The organism is Kribbella sp. NPDC048837 (genome assembly GCF_055586945.1).
On the sequence record NZ_JBVJHF010000005.1, the window covers coordinates 596,747 to 611,244 of the forward strand.

Here is a 14,498-nt window from a genome sequence, read left to right on the forward strand (position 1 = left end):
ACCTGCTCTCGTGGGGGATACTGAGAAACAGCGTAAGGATTGAACAATTTCCGGCCGAGGGTGTTCGGGACCCTGTTCGGGGTGGTGCTAGCACCCCTCTTCAGGGCGGCCGCCGTACGCGAGGATGGAGACCATGACCGAGAACTTGCCGCCGGGGCTGGCGCTCGCCTGGGGTGTGCAGCCGGTGCAACGGCGTGGGCCGAAGCCGGCGCTGTCGGTCGACCGGATCGTGGCGACCGGGATCGAGTTCGGCGACCGGCAGGGGTTCGGGGCGATCTCGCTGCAGAAGATCGCGGCTCACTTCGGCGTCAGTACGAACGCCATGTACCGCTACGTCCGGTCCAAGGACGAGCTGATCGTGCTGGTGCACGACAAGGCGGTCGGACTACCGCCGGAGCTTCCGTCCGGCTGGCGCGACGCGGCGACCGCGTGGGTGAACGCCCAGGTCAAGCTGTACGCCGAGCGTCCGTGGCTGCTCGATGTCCCGATCCGCGGCGCGCCCGCCACGCCGAACCTGCTGCGCTGGGTCGAGGCGATGCTCCAGGCGCTGGCCGGGACCGGGCTCAACCAGCACGACAACCTCGGCTGCCTGATGCTGCTGGACGGATACGCGCGCAACTACGCGAACCTGGCCCGGCAGCTCGGGTCCGGCGACAACACTCCGGTGCAGGCCGAGCACGTCGGCCGGTTCCTCGTGCCACGGCTGATCGAGGGCGGCTACCCGATGCTGACCGCGCTCTACACGGACCAGGAGTACGAGGACGGCCTGGATGACGATCTCGAGTTCGGCCTGACCCGCATCCTCGACGGCATCCAGGCCCTGATCGATGCCTAGGGCAAGACGATCCGGACTGGTCCCTGAGCGCGGGCGGCGACCCACCGCAGGTGGAATTCGCTGCCGGGGGCAACTTCCGGGCGCCGGTGCGGCTCGGTCCGCAGGTTGACCGGCGCGGTCAGCGTCGTCGCCTCCTGCTGGGCCACGCCGTTCGCCCGGACCTCCGCGATCACGTCCGCGAGCGCCTGCGCGGCCGGCTTGCGCTCGTGATCGACGGTGAACAGGCCGAGGTCGTACTCGCGGTCCGGGAAGTCCAGCAGCCGCCGGTCGATGTCATGCGACGACCACCACGTGACACCCCACAGCGCCGGGTTCGGCAGCACTGTCTCGACGGTCCGCCGGGTGAACTCGGCCTGCAGTTCCACCGGAATGTCCGGGCCCGGCACGCCGATCTCCTGCAACCACACAGGTCGCGCCGGATCCAGCGACGTCGCCGCCGCGAGCTCGACCAGATAGTCCGCGTGGCTGAGCGTGGCCGGCCCGAGGGGACCGTCCACCCGTGAGACCCCGTTGAAAACCCACGAGTGGACAGTGCTCAGGTCACCCAGATCCACGACATCAACGGGGTGGAACGGGTGGTCCGCCTGGTACCAGGCGTCGTCGAACAACGAGTGCAGGGCGAGTACGCCGGGCGCCGCGTCCTTCAGCGTGGTGAGCAGATCCTGTGCCCACCCGGTCGAGCTCCCGAACGTCGTCGGGCTGTCCGGCCACAGGTTGTTCACCTCGTTCCCGAGCGTGATCGCGAACACGTTCGGCTTGGTCGCGACCGCGCGCGCCACGGTGTCGACGTACGCCGTGAGTCCGTCGCGGACCGTTGCATCCTCGAACAAGCTCGCCTTGTGCCACGTGAGCACCCAGGACGGCAGGAAGTCGAAGCTGGACAGGTGACCCTGGATCAGGTCCACCGCCACGGTCAGTCCGTGCTCCGCGGCGGCGTCGATGGTGTCCAGCAGGTCCTCGATCGCACCCTCGCGGATGATCGCCCGGTTCGGCTGGATCCAGGGCCAGACCGGGAACACCCGGACGTGGTCCAGGCCGATCCCGGCCAGGTCCGCGAAGTCCCGCCGTACGGCGTCGCCGTCGTAGTCGAGCCAGCTGTAGAACCAGCCGGCCGACGGGACGTGGTTCGCGCCGAACCTGGGCGTGACGGGATCCGAGAGCATGCGGACGATGCTAAAACGGTTTAGGACCGACGAGCAACTGAGGGTCCGGTTCCGGCCGGGTCAGGACGGGGGAGCGGTCGACTCGCGGACGGTCAGGACCGGGTCGGCGGTCCGGCGGTTGATCACCTGGGTGGGGTCGGCGATCGTCTCGAGCAGCACCTCGGCCGCCTGCCGGCCGAACTCGAAGGTGTCGCGGGACAGCGCGGTCAGGGCCGGATGCATCAGCTGGGTCAGGATCGAGTCGTCGAAGGCGACGATCGACAGGTCGCCCGGGACCGACACGCCCATCTCCATCGCCACCCCGAGCCCGGCCACCGCCATCACGTCGCTGTCGTAGACGATCGCGGTCGGGCGGTTGGACTGGGACAGCAGTTTGCGCGTGGTCGCCGCGCCCTCGGCGTCGCTGAAGTCGGTGGTCAGCGAGGGGGCGTCGATCAGCCCGAGGCGCGGGGCGGCGTCGCGGACGGCCCGGATCCGGCGCTGGGTGTGCTGGAAGACCGGCGTACCGGCGACGTGGGCGATCCGGCGGTGGCCGAGGGCGGCCAGGTACTCCACGATCGAGAGCATCGCGTCCCGGTCGTCGGCCCAGACCGACGCGAGCGCGCCCTTGCCGCCGCGGCCGCCGATCACCACGGCCGGCAGCTCGAGCGCCTTCAGCTCGTCGACCCGCGGGTCCTTCACAGTCAGGTCGACCAGGATCACGCCGTCGACCCGGTGCTCCGAGGCCCACCGCCGGTACACCTCGATCTCCGCCGCGGTGTCCTCGACGATCAGCAGCTGCAGCGAGATCGACTCCGCGGACAGTCCGGACTGCACGCCGGACAGCAGATGGGCGAAGAACGGCTCGACCCCGAGCGTGCGGGCGGGCCGCGCGATCACCATGCCGACCGAGTCGACCCGGCCCTCACCCAGCGCGCGGGCAGCGCTGTGCGGCCGCCAGCTCATCTGCTCGGCGATCTTCAGGATCCGCTCCCTGGTCGCGTCGCTGACACCCGGCCGCCCGTTCAGCGCGAACGACACCGCGCCCTTGGACACCCCGGCCCGGTTCGCGATGTCGGCGATCGTCGGTCTGGCCATCCGGCACCTCCCTCACCCTTGACAGCGGATTCTACGATGTGGATAGTTCGGGAGCTATACCGGTTTATCAAACCCAGGAGATTTCATGCGTAGACGCCGTCTGGCGCCGGTGGCCGCCCTTGCCGCTGCCGCACTCACTCTGGCAGGTTGCGGCCTCGGATCCGGCGATTCCGGCAGCGGTGGCGCCAAGCCGACCGTCGACGCGAACGCGCAGGTGACCGGCGAGGTCAGCTTCCAGACCTGGGCGCTGAAGCCGAAGTTCACGTCGTACGTCGAGGGCGTGATCAAGGCCTTCGAGGCCAAGTACCCGGGCACCAAGGTCACCTGGCTGGACCAGCCGGGCGACGGCTACGACAAGAAGGTGCTGAGCCAGGCGTCGGCCGGCCAGCTGCCCGACGTCACCAACCTGCCGCCGGACTTCGCGCTCTCGCTGGCCAAGCAGGACATGCTGCTCGACGTCGGCGCCGCGGACCCGGAGATCAAGGACGAGTACGTCGAGGGCGGCGTGCAGGCGTACGAGTACCAGGGCATGGACGGCACCTTCGGCTATCCGTGGTACCTGAACACCGACATCGACTACTGGAACGCGACCAAGTTCGCCGCGGCCGGGCTGGACGTGAAGAACCCGCCGAAGACGTTCGACGAGCTGCTCGCGGCCGCCAAGGTCATGCACGACAAGACCGGCGGCAAGGAGTACCTGATGAGCCGGCTGCCCGGCATCGGTGACTTCACCAACGCCGGCGTCAAGATCCTGTCCGACGACGGCAAGAAGTTCGTCTTCAACACCCCCGAGGCCGCCGCGCTGCTGGACAAGTACCGCGACGCCTACAAGGCCGGCTACCTGCCGCGCGACATCCTGACCCAGGAGTACCTGGGCAACTCCAAGCTCTTCACCCAGGGCAAGGTCGCCTGGACCACCGGTGGCGGCAACGCCATCCAGGACTTCCAGAAGGACAACCCGTCGCTGAAGGGCAAGGTCGTCCCGTCGCCCGCGCTCGACACCCCGCCGCTGTACGTGCAGGGCCTGTCGGTGTCGGCCAAGACCAAGAACCAGGCGGCCGCGATCGCGCTGGCCCGGTTCGTCACCAACGCGGAGAACCAGGCGGCGTTCGCCAAGATCGTGAACATCTTCCCGTCCACCAAGGCATCCGCCTCGGACCCGTACTTCTCCAAGAGCGACGGTACGCCGGAGAGCGACGCGAAGGTGCTCGCGTTCGAGTCGCTGGCCAAGGCGAAGGTGCTGCAGCCGCCGGTCATCAGTGGTGCGACCAACGACTTCATCGGGCAGCAGATCTCGCTCGCGATCTCGGGCAAGATCTCGTCCCAGGCCGCCCTCGACGCGGCGGTGGCGAAGGCCAACCAGCTCCTCACCCAGTAAGGACGCGATGCGCTACCACCGCTGGTTCACGCCCTGGGTGCTGGTCGTCCCGGCCCTCGCCTGGTTGCTGGTGTTCAACCTCTGGCCGTCGATCAACACCGTCATCCTGTCGTTCACCAACGCCAGGCCGATCGGCGGCGGCACCTTCGTCGGGCTGAAGAACTTCGAGACCCTCCTGCACGACGAGCAGTTGCGCTGGGCGCTGCTGAACAGCGTCATCTACATGGTGGTCTGCCTGCCGTTCCTGACCGTCCTGCCGCTGCTGCTCGCCGTACTGGTGGAGAAGAAGCTGCCCGGGATCACGTTCTTCCGGACCGCCTTCTACACACCGGTGGTGGCCTCGGCCGTGGTGGTGGCGCTGATCTGGCAGTGGATCCTGGACGATCGCGGTCTGGTCAACGGACTGGCCGAGAAGCTCGGGGTCATCTCGGGTCCACTCCCGTTCCTGTCCGACCAGTGGCTGTTGTTGCTCAGCGCCATCAGTCTGACGATCTGGAAGGGGCTCGGGTACTACATGATCATCTACCTGGCCGCGCTCGGGAACGTCGGCCGTGAGCTGCACGAGGCAGCCGCGGTCGACGGTGCCGGACCGTTCCGGCGGTTCGTGCACATCACTATCCCGGGCGTCCGCGGGACGATGATCCTGATCTCGATCCTGATCTCCGTGTCGGCGCTGCGGGTGTTCTCCGAGCTGTTCATCCTCAGCGGTGGCAAGGGCGGTCCGGGTGGCCGGGACAACTCGGTGGTGATGCTGATCCAGCAGTACAGCCAGGGCTTCGAGGGCAACCTCGGGTACGCGTCGGCGTTGTCGATCGTGCTGTTCTTCGTCACCGTCGTACCGATGCTGGTGCTGGCCCGCCTCAACCGTCGAGGAGCCGAAGCATGACCACAGTGACCGATCCGGCCCGGCCGGCCGTGGCTCCGGAGGCTCCCGCGCCGGTCAAGCGGCGGAGCGGATCCTTCGGGTTCAACACGGTCTCGCCGCGCGAGAAGGTGGTCCGCTACCTGCTGCTGGTGTTCGTCCTCCTGATCACGATCGGGCCGTTCCTGTGGCAGCTGTCCACGTCGCTGAAGGGATCCGGGGAGGACATCTACACCCGGATCCCGCGGCTGCTGCCGGCCCAGCCGACGTTCGACCACTACAAGGCCGTGACCGACACGATCCCGGTCTGGGACTATGCGCGGAACTCGCTGGTGGTCGCCGTACTGGTTGTCGGCGGCAACGTCCTCGGTGCGTCGCTGGCCGGGTTCGCGCTGTCGCGGTTGCAGTTCCGCGGCCGGCGTCTGGTGCTCGGTCTGTTCCTGGCGACGCTCGTACTGCCGGGTGAGGTCACGATCATCTCGCAGTACGTGACGGTGCGGGAGTTCGGGCTGGCGAACACGCTGTTCGGTGTCGCGTTGCCCGGCATGATCGGCGCGCTGAACGTGCTGCTGATGTACAACGCGTTCCGGTCGCTGCCGGTCGAGGTCGACCAGGCCGCGATCGTGGACGGTGCGAACGCCTGGCAGCGGTTCCTCCACATCGGTCTGCCGTCGGTGCGCGGAACGATCAGCGTGGTCGCGATCTTCGCGTTCATCGGCGCGTGGGACGACTTCCTCTGGCCGTTGATCGTGCTCACCGACCCGGACAAGTACACACTGACAGTCGGTCTGCAGTACCTTTCGGGCACGTTCAGCAACAACCCCCGGCTCATCGCCGCGGGCACGATGATCGCGTTCATCCCGATCGTGATCGTGTTCGCGACGTTGCAACGGTTCTTCTTCAAGGGCGTCGAGGAGGGCGCCGTGAAGGGTTAGACCCGTTGCGCTTGTTCGACCAGCCCTACCGCCCATTCTCGGTTTGGTTCGAAGGAGTGTTGCGATGTTGCGTCAGGCAATTGCTTTGGCCGCTCTGCTGGGGTCCGCGCTGGTCGCGGCCCCGGCGCACGCGAGTACGACGGCCGACAGCAAACGGGTCGTCGTCTACTACCAGACGCAGTACGTGAACGGCGTCTACGTGTCACCGAAGGCACTGACCGACAACACCACCGGCGTGACGAACGTCCTGGTCGGGGCGATCCACCTCGACCCGGACGTCGTCCACCTCAACGACGACCCGCCGGAGTCGCCGAAGTTCACCCAGATGTGGTCCGACCTGCACGCGATGCAGGCCGCCGGCGTGAAGGTGTCGGCCTTCGTGGGTGGTGCCGCGCAGGGTTCGTTCCAGCGGCTCGACACGGATTTCGACACGTACTACCCACGGTTGAAGAACCTCGTCACGACGTACGGACTGGACGGCCTCGACCTGGACGTCGAGGAGACCATGTCGCAGGCCGGCATCAACCGGCTGGTCGACCAGCTCACCACGGACTTCGGCACCGGCTTCATCATCACGCTCGCGCCGGTCGCGACCGCGTTGAGCGGCGGTGGCAACCTGTCCGGGTTCAACTACGAGACGCTCGAGCGCGATCGCGGGTCGAAGATCGACTGGTACAACGCCCAGTTCTACTGCGGCTGGGGCTCGATGGCGAGCACCACCGGCTACGACAACATCATCAACCGTGGCGTCTTCGCGGCGTCGAAGGTCGTCGCCGGTGTGGTCACGAACTCGGCGAACTGCTCCGGGTACGTGCCCTTGGCAACTTTGAAGTCGACTCTCGGCTCTTTGGTCGCGAAGTACCCGACGTTCGGTGGGGTCGACGGGTGGGAGTACTTCAACTCCGACCCCGGCGGTACGGCGGCGCCGTGGCAGTGGGCTCGTGAGATGACGTCCGCGATGTCCGGCACCACGGGCCCTGTGGATCTGGCGTTGAACAAGCCCGCCACCGGGTCGGCTTCGTGCAACTCTTCGGAGACCCCGGCCAAGGCGGTCAACGGGAGCGTGTCCGGCGGGAACTCCGACAAGTTCTGCTCCCTCGCGTCCTCCAAGTGGCTCCAGGTCGACCTCGGCTCGTCCGTCGCGATCGGCTCTGTCGAGATCTCCCACGCGTCGGCCGGCGGCGAGTCGGCGTCGTACAACACCCGCGCGTACACGTTGCAGACCTCGGTCAACGGTTCCACCTGGACCACCCGAGCCACCGTCACCAACAACACCGCGGCCGTCACCACTCACACCCTCTCCGGCGTGACCGCCCGCTACCTCCGCCTCAACATCACCACCCCCACCCAAGGCACCGACCCCGCCACCCGAATCTACGAACTCAAAGCCTTCGCCTAACCCCGAACCCCGAGCGGCGCCGCCGCTCGGGGTTCCACCCCACGCGTGCTCCCACCGCGCGGGTTCCACCCACGCGTGCTCCCGCGTTCGCTCCTGCGTCGCGCCCGCTGCGCGCGCTCCCGCCCGCCCGGGGGTGCGCGCTGGCGCGCTTCATCAGCCACCCCGTGGTCCCGGGCGAGCTGGTTGCGTCAACCGGCCGGTGGTGGGTGGGCTGTCCCACGCGTGCTCCCCGCGCTCCCACCCGCCCCGGGTGCGCGCTGCCGCGCTTCATCAACCACCCGGTGGTCCCGGGCGGGCCGGTTGCGTCGACCGGCCGGTGGTGGGTGGGTTGGCCCACCGCGGGCTCCCGCGGTCGCTCCTGCAGCTCGGTCCGGGTGGTTGTGTCGGACCCCGGTGCGACGATGAGGTCATGAGCTTCCCCATCCAGGGCAGTGTGACCACCCCGGTGCTCGAGATCGGTTACGAGGCGGCGGGCGAACCGAGCGCGGACGGCGTTCCGGTGATCCTCCTGCACGGCTTCCCCTACGACGTGCGCGCATTCGACGATGTGGCCGACGAACTCGCGGCGAGCGGCCGGTACGTCCTCGCCCCCTACCTGCGCGGCTACGGCCCAACGAGGTTCCGCGATACCCGGACCCTGCGCTCCGGGCAGCAGGCGGCGATCGGCCAGGACCTGCTGGACTTCATGGACGCGTTGGAGATCGACCGGGCCGTCGTCGCGGGCTACGACTGGGGCGGCCGGGCCGCGTGTATCGCCGCAGCCCTGTGGCCGGAGCGCATCACGGGCCTGCTCACCTGCGGCGGCTACGCGATCCAGGACATCGCGAAATCCGGCGAACCCGCGCCCGCCGAGGTCGAACCGAAGCTCTGGTACCAGTACTACTTCCACTCCGAACGCGGCCGACGCGGCCTGACCCGCAACCGCGATGAGCTGTGCGCCCTACTCTGGCGCGACTGGTCGCCGACCTGGACCGCCTCCTCCGCCGCCTACCCCGCCACCGCGCCCAGCCTGCACAACCCGGACTTCGTCGACGTGGTGATCCATTCCTACCGCCACCGTTACGGCCTGGCCGAAGGCGACCCGCGCTACCAGCCGGTGGAGGCCGCGCTCGCCGCGCTACCGAAGATCGCCGTCCCCACCGTCATCCTCGTCAGCGAGGCCGACGGCGTGACCGGTCCAGCCGGCCTCGACCACGGTCCGCACTTCACCGGACCCTGCGAGATCCGCTCGCTGCCGGGCATCGGCCACAACGTGCCACAGGAGGCGCCGACCGCTTTCGCCAAGGCGGTGCTGAGCCTGCCCGCGAAGTGACCTGCTCGTGGTAGATCGCACGATCCGGATCGGACCGAACGAACCGGGTTTGGCGTCACCCAGGCAGAGGATCACCGGCCGGGGAGCGGATCGGCGAAGCGCCCGTGGCTGGGTCCGGGGCAATCTCACTTACGCCGGGTGCTCCTGTGTCGCTCCCCGTTCGGCCTGGTCGACCTGCTTGTCGTCGACCCATTCGAGGAGGTCGCCGGGTTGGCAGTTCAGGGCTTGGCACATGCCTTCGAGGGTGCTGAAGCGGACTGCTTTGGCTCGGCCGTTCTTGAGAACTGCGACATTGGCCGGCGTCAGCCCGACCTTCTCGGCAAACTCGCCGACGCTCATCTTCCGCTTGGCGAGTTCGACGTCGATGCGGACCACGATCGGCATCAGATGACTGCTTCCATATCGGTGCGCAGCGTCGTCGCTTGTTGCAGCAGCGCTCGCAGGACGACGACGAGCAGGATCAGTACGCCGCCGACCAGGATCATCCCGGTCATGATGATCGGGAGCGCGGGATCGGTGGCCAGCACACCGAGGTACACGTACACGCCGAAGAACAGCAGCCAGCCGGCGCCGAGTGTCCAGACGATCGCGTCGACCCAGGCGAAGGCCGCCGTACTGAAGATGCGGTCGGCTGTCACGAGGGTGAGCAGTTTCCAGGTGCACACGATCACGACCTGGACGCACAGCAACTCGACGATCGACCAGATCGTCAGCGGCCAGCGCAGGTAGGCGAGGTCCGGGTCTTCGCGAGCCATGTACGCGAACTGGCCCGGCATGCTCATCACCTGCGCGACGACCAGCCCGGCGAACAGCAGGACGAGCAGGACGCGGAGCGGCAGCACCACCCGATTCAGCAGAGTCATGCATCGACTGTCGGCCGTTATCTATCGATTGTCAATAGGTTCTGACCGTCTCACGATAACGGACGCGGATGCGGACCCGTTCCCGCGCCAACCTCACCCTGCAAGACGGCGCCTCACTCACCCCGCTCGAGGCAGAACTCGTTGCCTTCCGGATCCGCCATCACGACCCATCCACCAGGCGTCGAGCTCCGCCGGTCGTCAAGCACCCGAGCGCCCAACCCTTCCAACCTGGCAACTTCCTCCTCCTGCGAACCTTCCGCAGGCTTGAGGTCGAGGTGAACCCGGTTCTTCCCAACCTTCCCCTCGGCCACCTCCACGAACACCAGGCGAACCCCGTCATCCTCGCCCCGCGCCACCAGCCAGAACGGATTCCCAGGCATCTCCACCAGCGAAGCCGGCCACCGAGTAACCCCACTCCAGAACCGCGCCACCGCCGCAGCATCCCCACAGTCGAACGTCACATTCAAAACCGCACTACGCACATCACCCTCCATCGCCACCGACGTTGCCGGGAGCGTCGCAGAACCTCCTGAACCCGTCCACGCGATATCCAGCCGTAGCGGCGTTCGATACTGCAAAACTAGCCACTGATGTATACTTTTGCAGTATAGGAAGGAGGTCTTGAAGTGTCTCTGCTGGATCTGGCTGACCTTGCTAGCGAGCAATGGGGTCTGGTGACGACGGCCCAGGCTGCCGGCGTTGGCGCGTCTACACAGACGATGGCCCGCTGGGCTAACGAGGGCGCACTGACTCGTGTGACCCATGGCGTCTACAAAGTCGCAGGAAGCCCCTACGATCCGCGCGATCAGCTCCGCGCCGCCTGGCTGGCACTCGACCCCGGACACACCGCGCCGCAGCGGCTCGTCTCCAAGCCGATCGACGCGGTCGTCTCGCACAGCTCAGCGGCGCGGGTGCTCAGCCTGGGGGACATGAGTGCGGATACGCATCAGTTCATCGTCCAGGGCCGCAAGCAAACCCGGCGGCCGGACGTACAGATCCGACGCAGGAGTGGCGGAATCGATCCGACCTCCTGGCAAGTCGTCGACGGCCTCCCAACAACAACGGTGCTGACGACCATCGTCGACCTGGCCGCAGACCACGTCGACGGCGGCCACCTGGCCGGCGTCGTCCGCGACGCCATCGCGACCTCCGCCGTCGATCTGCGTGCCCTCAGCACGGCCCTCCGGCCCTTCGCACACCACTACGGCGCCCACCTAGGCGACGGCGACGCCCTCATCGAGCGCTTCCTGGACGAGGCCGGGATCCCTCAAGCAATGCTGGACGCCGCGAACCTCGTGACCTCGATGTCGAGCGCCACTCTCTCCGAAGCAGACCTACGCGAACTGGCCGAGAAACTAGCCAGCACCGACGTGCGCCAAATACTCGATGTCCTCGCGAACCCCCGTACGCAGCGCAACCTCGCAGACCTGAACAAGACCCTCGAGGCACTCCGAAGGGCCGCCGGATGAGAGCCCAGCCATACCGCAACGCAGCTGCTTTCCGCGCCGGCGTCGAGGCCCGGATCAAGGCCGAGGTCAAAGGGCATCGGACCCGAACGATGGAAGAGGTCCGGCGGCAGTTTCTCCTGCAGCGGTTCCTTGCCCGTGTGTTCGCCGATCCGGAGACCCGGTGGGTCCTCAAGGGCGGCACCGGCCTGCTGGTTCGAGTGCCCGAAGCGCGACACAGCAATGACATCGACCTCCTCTATCCGGATCCCGACAGGCTGGAGGATGTGGTCGCGGATCTACGCCGCCGAGCCGATATCGCACCAGCCGGCGATCTGCTGCGGTTCGAGCAGGCCGAACCACGCCGTGGCGGAGGCCAAGGCGTGGACCATGTGGTGGCGCAGGTGAAGGTGTCCGCCTACCTCGGCGTCACGGAGTACGGACGCTTTCCGATCGACCTGTCGTTGAATCAACGGATCGCCGAGCCGGTCGAGCGCCGGCGGCCGCGACCGGTGGTCGACCTGCCGGGCTGTGACCCGCTGCCGGAGTTCGTCCTCTATCCACTGGCCGAACAGATCGCCGACAAGCTCTGCGCGATGTATGGGCAGTACGGCCCGAACCGGGACCAGCCGTCGACGCGCTTCCGTGACCTGGTCGACCTCGTCATCATCGCCACTCACGAGGCGATCGACGCGATCCGAGCGACGGAAGCGCTGAACGACGAGGCCACGCGGCGAGAGCTCGAGCTGCCCCGCAAGCTGGTGGCTCCGAGCGAACAGTGGCGAGCCGGCTACGCGCGCACAGCGGCCGGAACCATCCTGACCCCCGAACTTCAAGCGATCGATTGCGCCCTGGAAACCGTCGCCCGCTGCGTGGAGCCAATCCTCGGGGGAGCGGCAGCCGGCAGGTGGAGTCCCGCGTCGATGCAGTGGGAGTAGGGAACACGCCGGACCGGGACCACGGTGTTCTCGATGAAGCGCGATGAGCGCGTGGTCACGGGTGGGTGGGAGCGCGCGGAGCGGGCGCGACGAGGAGCGGCCGCTGTAGCACGCGTGGGCTGACTACCTGCGGGCGGCGGTGGGGTGGACGGGGCCGGTGTATTTCTCGCCGGGGGCGGCGCCGGGTTCGTCGGGGATGGTGGAGGCTTCTTTGAAGGCCAGTTGGAGGGAGCGGAGGCCGTCGCGGAGGGGGGCGGCGTGGTGGTGGCCGAGGGAGGGGGCGGCGGCGTCGAGGAGGCCGGCGAGGGCGTCGATGAGGGAGCGGGCCTCGTCGAGGTCCTTGTGGTCGGGGAGGTCTTCGGCCAGGCCGAGGTTGACGGCGGCGGCGCTCATCAGGTGCAGGGCCGCGGTGGAGATGATCTCCACGCTGGGTACGTCGGCGATGTCCCGGGATACCGTGGACAGGGGATCGGGCGAAGTGGCACCTGGGTCGGTCATGCTGCTACTCTTGCACGGCGACCGACCTGGTCCGCTGGTGACCCCTGAGCGGAATACTCGAGGGAATCCGGTGGTTCAAGTCTAAGCGGAGGGCCACCTCCCACCCAGTCGATGAAGAGTCGGCGGGTCCCGGTCACGCTGAGAGATTCTGGAGGACATCCGGAGAATCGAAGCGATCGTACGGCGCAGCACCCGGAGGGGTTGGGGCGTCGTCGATCTGGGAATTGGGCCTTCGTGTGATCGCACGAGGGCCTTCGTGTTTTCCAGGGGCTGTCGGTGATCACGAGGTGGCACCAGTACGAGGACAACCCAGGAGGACCCATCACCATTGAACTGCGCGTCAACGAGCGCATCCGCGTTCCCGAGGTGCGACTGGTCGGACCGAACGGTGAGCAGGTAGGCATCGTCCGGATCGAGGACGCACTTCGGCTGGCACAGGAAGCTGATCTCGACCTGGTCGAGGTTGCGGCCACGGCACGCCCGCCGGTCTGCAAGCTGATGGATTTCGGCAAGTACAAGTACGAGACCGCGCAGAAGGCGCGCGAGTCCCGCCGGAACCAGACCAACACCGTCATCAAAGAGATGAAGCTGCGGCCGAAGATCGACCCGCACGACTACGAGACCAAGAAGGGTCACGTCGTTCGGTTCCTGCGTGCCGGTGACAAGGTCAAGATCACCATCATGTTCCGCGGTCGTGAGCAGTCCCGGCCGGAGCTCGGGTTCCGGTTGCTGCAGCGGCTGGCCGAAGACGTGAGCGAGCTCGGCTTCGTCGAGTCCTCGCCGCGGCAGGACGGCCGGAACATGATCATGGTGCTCGGACCGCACAAGAAGAAGTCCGAGGCGCGCGTGGACGTGGAGGCCGAGAAGGCGAAGAAGCAGGCCGAGCGTGAGGCCGAGCAGGAAGCGGAGCGCGCCGAGCGCGCCGAGCAGGCTCAGGCGCACGAGGCCGAGCGCGCCGCCGGCACCACGAAGAAGCCGAAGGGTCCGGCCGACAACCTCGACCCGGAGTGAGGTCTGGCTCCGGTCGTGCGGCCGGAGCAGCCACACCCTGACGATCGAGTCAACGAAAGAACAACAGGAGTACATAGCCATGCCGAAGATGAAGACCCACTCGGGGATGAAGAAGCGTGTCCGGATCACGGGCTCGGGCAAGTTGCGCCGCGAGCAGACCGGCAAGCGTCACCTCGCCGAGGCGAAGGCCACCAAGCGCAAGCGCCGCCTGTCCGGCACCGTCGAGGTCGCGCCGACGCATGTGAAGAAGGCCAAGAAGCTTCTCGGCATCTGAGGCCTGCTTCCGCAGGGCCCTCATCCCGCCCTTCCCCCCGAACATCCCCGCCGAGTGGGCGCAGTCGTCTCCGGCGCAGAAATACAAGGAGTAACACCTCATGGCACGCGTGAAGCGGGCAGTCAACGCCCACAAGAAGCGCCGGGTCGTTCTCGAGCAGGCCAGCGGTTACCGCGGCCAGCGCTCGCGGCTGTACCGCAAGGCCAAGGAGCAGGTCACCCACTCGCTCGTCTACGCCTACCGGGACCGCAAGGCGCGCAAGGGCGACTTCCGCAAGCTGTGGATCCAGCGGATCAACGCCGCCGTCCGCGCCGAGGACCTGACCTACAACCGGTTCATCCAGGGCCTGCGCCTGGCCGAGGTCGAGGTCGACCGCAAGATCCTCGCCGACCTGGCCGTCAACGACCCGGCCGCGTTCTCCGCGCTCGTGCAGGTGGCCAAGGCCGCCCTGCCGGCCGACGTGAACGCGCCGAAGACCGACGCCGCGGCCTGAGCACCACCCCTTAAG

At 67.5% G+C, this 14,498-nt stretch carries 17 protein-coding genes; 11 read left to right on the forward strand and 6 right to left on the reverse strand.

Annotated features, from left to right (window positions below):
* The first annotated feature begins 133 nt into the window (after positions 1-133).
* Positions 134-835 carry a TetR/AcrR family transcriptional regulator gene (locus tag ACZ6O0_RS26320; protein WP_465767639.1) on the forward strand — a complete coding sequence of 234 codons (702 nt, stop codon included), beginning with the start codon at positions 134-136 and terminating at the stop codon, positions 833-835.
* Here ACZ6O0_RS26320 and ACZ6O0_RS26325 read toward each other — a convergent pair.
* The gene (locus ACZ6O0_RS26325) at positions 832-1,998 is read right to left on the reverse strand and encodes a glycoside hydrolase 5 family protein (RefSeq protein ID WP_465767640.1); all 1,167 of its coding nucleotides are present in this window, start codon (positions 1,996-1,998) and stop codon (positions 832-834) included. The two genes, ACZ6O0_RS26320 and ACZ6O0_RS26325, sit on opposite strands and share 4 nt — an antisense overlap.
* A gap of 60 nt (positions 1,999-2,058) precedes the next feature.
* A complete protein-coding gene (locus ACZ6O0_RS26330) occupies positions 2,059-3,075 on the reverse strand; it encodes a LacI family DNA-binding transcriptional regulator (protein WP_465767641.1) in 1,017 nt (338 codons plus the stop codon).
* 85 nt (positions 3,076-3,160) lie between these two features.
* Between ACZ6O0_RS26330 and ACZ6O0_RS26335 the strand changes: the two genes are divergently transcribed.
* The 5 genes from ACZ6O0_RS26335 (at position 3,161) to ACZ6O0_RS26355 (ending at position 8,961) form a co-directional block, all read left to right on the forward strand.
* On the forward strand, positions 3,161-4,453 hold the full coding sequence (locus ACZ6O0_RS26335) for an ABC transporter substrate-binding protein (RefSeq protein WP_465767642.1): 1,293 nt from the start codon (positions 3,161-3,163) through the stop codon (positions 4,451-4,453).
* A 7-nt stretch (positions 4,454-4,460) separates the two neighbouring features.
* Entirely contained in the window at positions 4,461-5,339 is an 879-nt protein-coding gene (locus ACZ6O0_RS26340) for a carbohydrate ABC transporter permease (protein WP_465767643.1), read from the forward strand.
* Positions 5,336-6,250: a carbohydrate ABC transporter permease gene (locus ACZ6O0_RS26345; protein WP_465767644.1), complete on the forward strand. Its 915-nt coding sequence runs from the start codon at positions 5,336-5,338 to the stop codon at positions 6,248-6,250. Before ACZ6O0_RS26340 ends, ACZ6O0_RS26345 begins: the two co-directional genes overlap by 4 nt.
* A 64-nt stretch (positions 6,251-6,314) precedes the next feature.
* Entirely contained in the window at positions 6,315-7,649 is a 1,335-nt protein-coding gene (locus ACZ6O0_RS26350; RefSeq protein ID WP_465767645.1) for a galactose-binding domain-containing protein, read from the forward strand.
* Between the two features lie 409 nt (positions 7,650-8,058).
* A complete protein-coding gene (locus ACZ6O0_RS26355; protein ID WP_465767646.1) occupies positions 8,059-8,961 on the forward strand; it encodes an alpha/beta fold hydrolase in 903 nt (300 codons plus the stop codon).
* A 129-nt stretch (positions 8,962-9,090) separates the two neighbouring features.
* Here the strand turns inward: ACZ6O0_RS26355 and ACZ6O0_RS26360 are convergent, their stop codons facing one another.
* The 3 genes from ACZ6O0_RS26360 to ACZ6O0_RS26370 all read right to left on the reverse strand — a co-directional run bounded on the left by ACZ6O0_RS26360 (position 9,091) and on the right by ACZ6O0_RS26370 (position 10,318).
* Positions 9,091-9,345 carry a helix-turn-helix domain-containing protein gene (locus tag ACZ6O0_RS26360; RefSeq protein ID WP_465767647.1) on the reverse strand — a complete coding sequence of 85 codons (255 nt, stop codon included), beginning with the start codon at positions 9,343-9,345 and terminating at the stop codon, positions 9,091-9,093.
* Positions 9,345-9,824: a DUF2975 domain-containing protein gene (locus tag ACZ6O0_RS26365; protein WP_465767648.1), complete on the reverse strand. Its 480-nt coding sequence runs from the start codon at positions 9,822-9,824 to the stop codon at positions 9,345-9,347. Before ACZ6O0_RS26365 ends, ACZ6O0_RS26360 begins: the two co-directional genes overlap by 1 nt.
* Positions 9,825-9,937: 113 nt before the next feature.
* The gene (locus ACZ6O0_RS26370; RefSeq protein ID WP_465767649.1) at positions 9,938-10,318 is read right to left on the reverse strand and encodes a VOC family protein; all 381 of its coding nucleotides are present in this window, start codon (positions 10,316-10,318) and stop codon (positions 9,938-9,940) included.
* Between the two features lie 132 nt (positions 10,319-10,450).
* Here ACZ6O0_RS26370 and ACZ6O0_RS26375 point away from each other — a divergent pair, with 132 nt between their 5' ends.
* Both ACZ6O0_RS26375 and ACZ6O0_RS26380 read left to right on the forward strand, forming a co-directional pair.
* Positions 10,451-11,293, forward strand: a complete 843-nt coding sequence (locus tag ACZ6O0_RS26375) for a type IV toxin-antitoxin system AbiEi family antitoxin domain-containing protein (RefSeq protein ID WP_465767650.1) — start codon at positions 10,451-10,453, stop codon at positions 11,291-11,293.
* Positions 11,290-12,207 (forward strand): nucleotidyl transferase AbiEii/AbiGii toxin family protein, encoded by a 918-nt coding sequence (locus ACZ6O0_RS26380; protein ID WP_465767651.1) that lies wholly within the window; start codon positions 11,290-11,292, stop codon positions 12,205-12,207. Before ACZ6O0_RS26375 ends, ACZ6O0_RS26380 begins: the two co-directional genes overlap by 4 nt.
* Positions 12,208-12,330: 123 nt before the next feature.
* Here ACZ6O0_RS26380 and ACZ6O0_RS26385 read toward each other — a convergent pair whose 3' ends face one another.
* Positions 12,331-12,705: a DUF1844 domain-containing protein gene (locus ACZ6O0_RS26385; protein WP_465767652.1), complete on the reverse strand. Its 375-nt coding sequence runs from the start codon at positions 12,703-12,705 to the stop codon at positions 12,331-12,333.
* 276 nt (positions 12,706-12,981) lie between these two features.
* Here ACZ6O0_RS26385 and infC point away from each other — a divergent pair, with 276 nt between their 5' ends.
* The 3 genes from infC to rplT all read left to right on the forward strand — a co-directional run bounded on the left by infC (position 12,982) and on the right by rplT (position 14,483).
* Positions 12,982-13,716 (forward strand): translation initiation factor IF-3, encoded by a 735-nt coding sequence (gene infC / locus ACZ6O0_RS26390; RefSeq protein ID WP_465767653.1) that lies wholly within the window; start codon positions 12,982-12,984, stop codon positions 13,714-13,716.
* Between the two features lie 79 nt (positions 13,717-13,795).
* Positions 13,796-13,990: a 50S ribosomal protein L35 gene (gene rpmI, locus ACZ6O0_RS26395; protein ID WP_465767654.1), complete on the forward strand. Its 195-nt coding sequence runs from the start codon at positions 13,796-13,798 to the stop codon at positions 13,988-13,990.
* 100 nt (positions 13,991-14,090) lie between these two features.
* Positions 14,091-14,483, forward strand: coding sequence for a 50S ribosomal protein L20 (rplT, locus tag ACZ6O0_RS26400; RefSeq protein ID WP_465767655.1), 393 nt, complete (start codon positions 14,091-14,093; stop codon positions 14,481-14,483).
* Positions 14,484-14,498 lie beyond the last annotated feature (15 nt).

Coding starts and splice junctions, on each gene's coding strand:
- ACZ6O0_RS26320 (WP_465767639.1), top strand. CDS start 134: ATGACCGAGAACTTGCCGCCGGGGCTGGCGCTCGCCTGGGGTGTGCAG.
- ACZ6O0_RS26325 (WP_465767640.1), bottom strand. CDS start 1,998: ATGCTCTCGGATCCCGTCACGCCCAGGTTCGGCGCGAACCACGTCCCG.
- ACZ6O0_RS26330 (WP_465767641.1), bottom strand. CDS start 3,075: ATGGCCAGACCGACGATCGCCGACATCGCGAACCGGGCCGGGGTGTCC.
- ACZ6O0_RS26335 (WP_465767642.1), top strand. CDS start 3,161: ATGCGTAGACGCCGTCTGGCGCCGGTGGCCGCCCTTGCCGCTGCCGCA.
- ACZ6O0_RS26340 (WP_465767643.1), top strand. CDS start 4,461: ATGCGCTACCACCGCTGGTTCACGCCCTGGGTGCTGGTCGTCCCGGCC.
- ACZ6O0_RS26345 (WP_465767644.1), top strand. CDS start 5,336: ATGACCACAGTGACCGATCCGGCCCGGCCGGCCGTGGCTCCGGAGGCT.
- ACZ6O0_RS26350 (WP_465767645.1), top strand. CDS start 6,315: ATGTTGCGTCAGGCAATTGCTTTGGCCGCTCTGCTGGGGTCCGCGCTG.
- ACZ6O0_RS26355 (WP_465767646.1), top strand. CDS start 8,059: ATGAGCTTCCCCATCCAGGGCAGTGTGACCACCCCGGTGCTCGAGATC.
- ACZ6O0_RS26360 (WP_465767647.1), bottom strand. CDS start 9,345: ATGCCGATCGTGGTCCGCATCGACGTCGAACTCGCCAAGCGGAAGATG.
- ACZ6O0_RS26365 (WP_465767648.1), bottom strand. CDS start 9,824: ATGACTCTGCTGAATCGGGTGGTGCTGCCGCTCCGCGTCCTGCTCGTC.
- ACZ6O0_RS26370 (WP_465767649.1), bottom strand. CDS start 10,318: ATGGAGGGTGATGTGCGTAGTGCGGTTTTGAATGTGACGTTCGACTGT.
- ACZ6O0_RS26380 (WP_465767651.1), top strand. CDS start 11,290: ATGAGAGCCCAGCCATACCGCAACGCAGCTGCTTTCCGCGCCGGCGTC.
- ACZ6O0_RS26385 (WP_465767652.1), bottom strand. CDS start 12,705: ATGACCGACCCAGGTGCCACTTCGCCCGATCCCCTGTCCACGGTATCC.
- rpmI (WP_465767654.1), top strand. CDS start 13,796: ATGCCGAAGATGAAGACCCACTCGGGGATGAAGAAGCGTGTCCGGATC.
- rplT (WP_465767655.1), top strand. CDS start 14,091: ATGGCACGCGTGAAGCGGGCAGTCAACGCCCACAAGAAGCGCCGGGTC.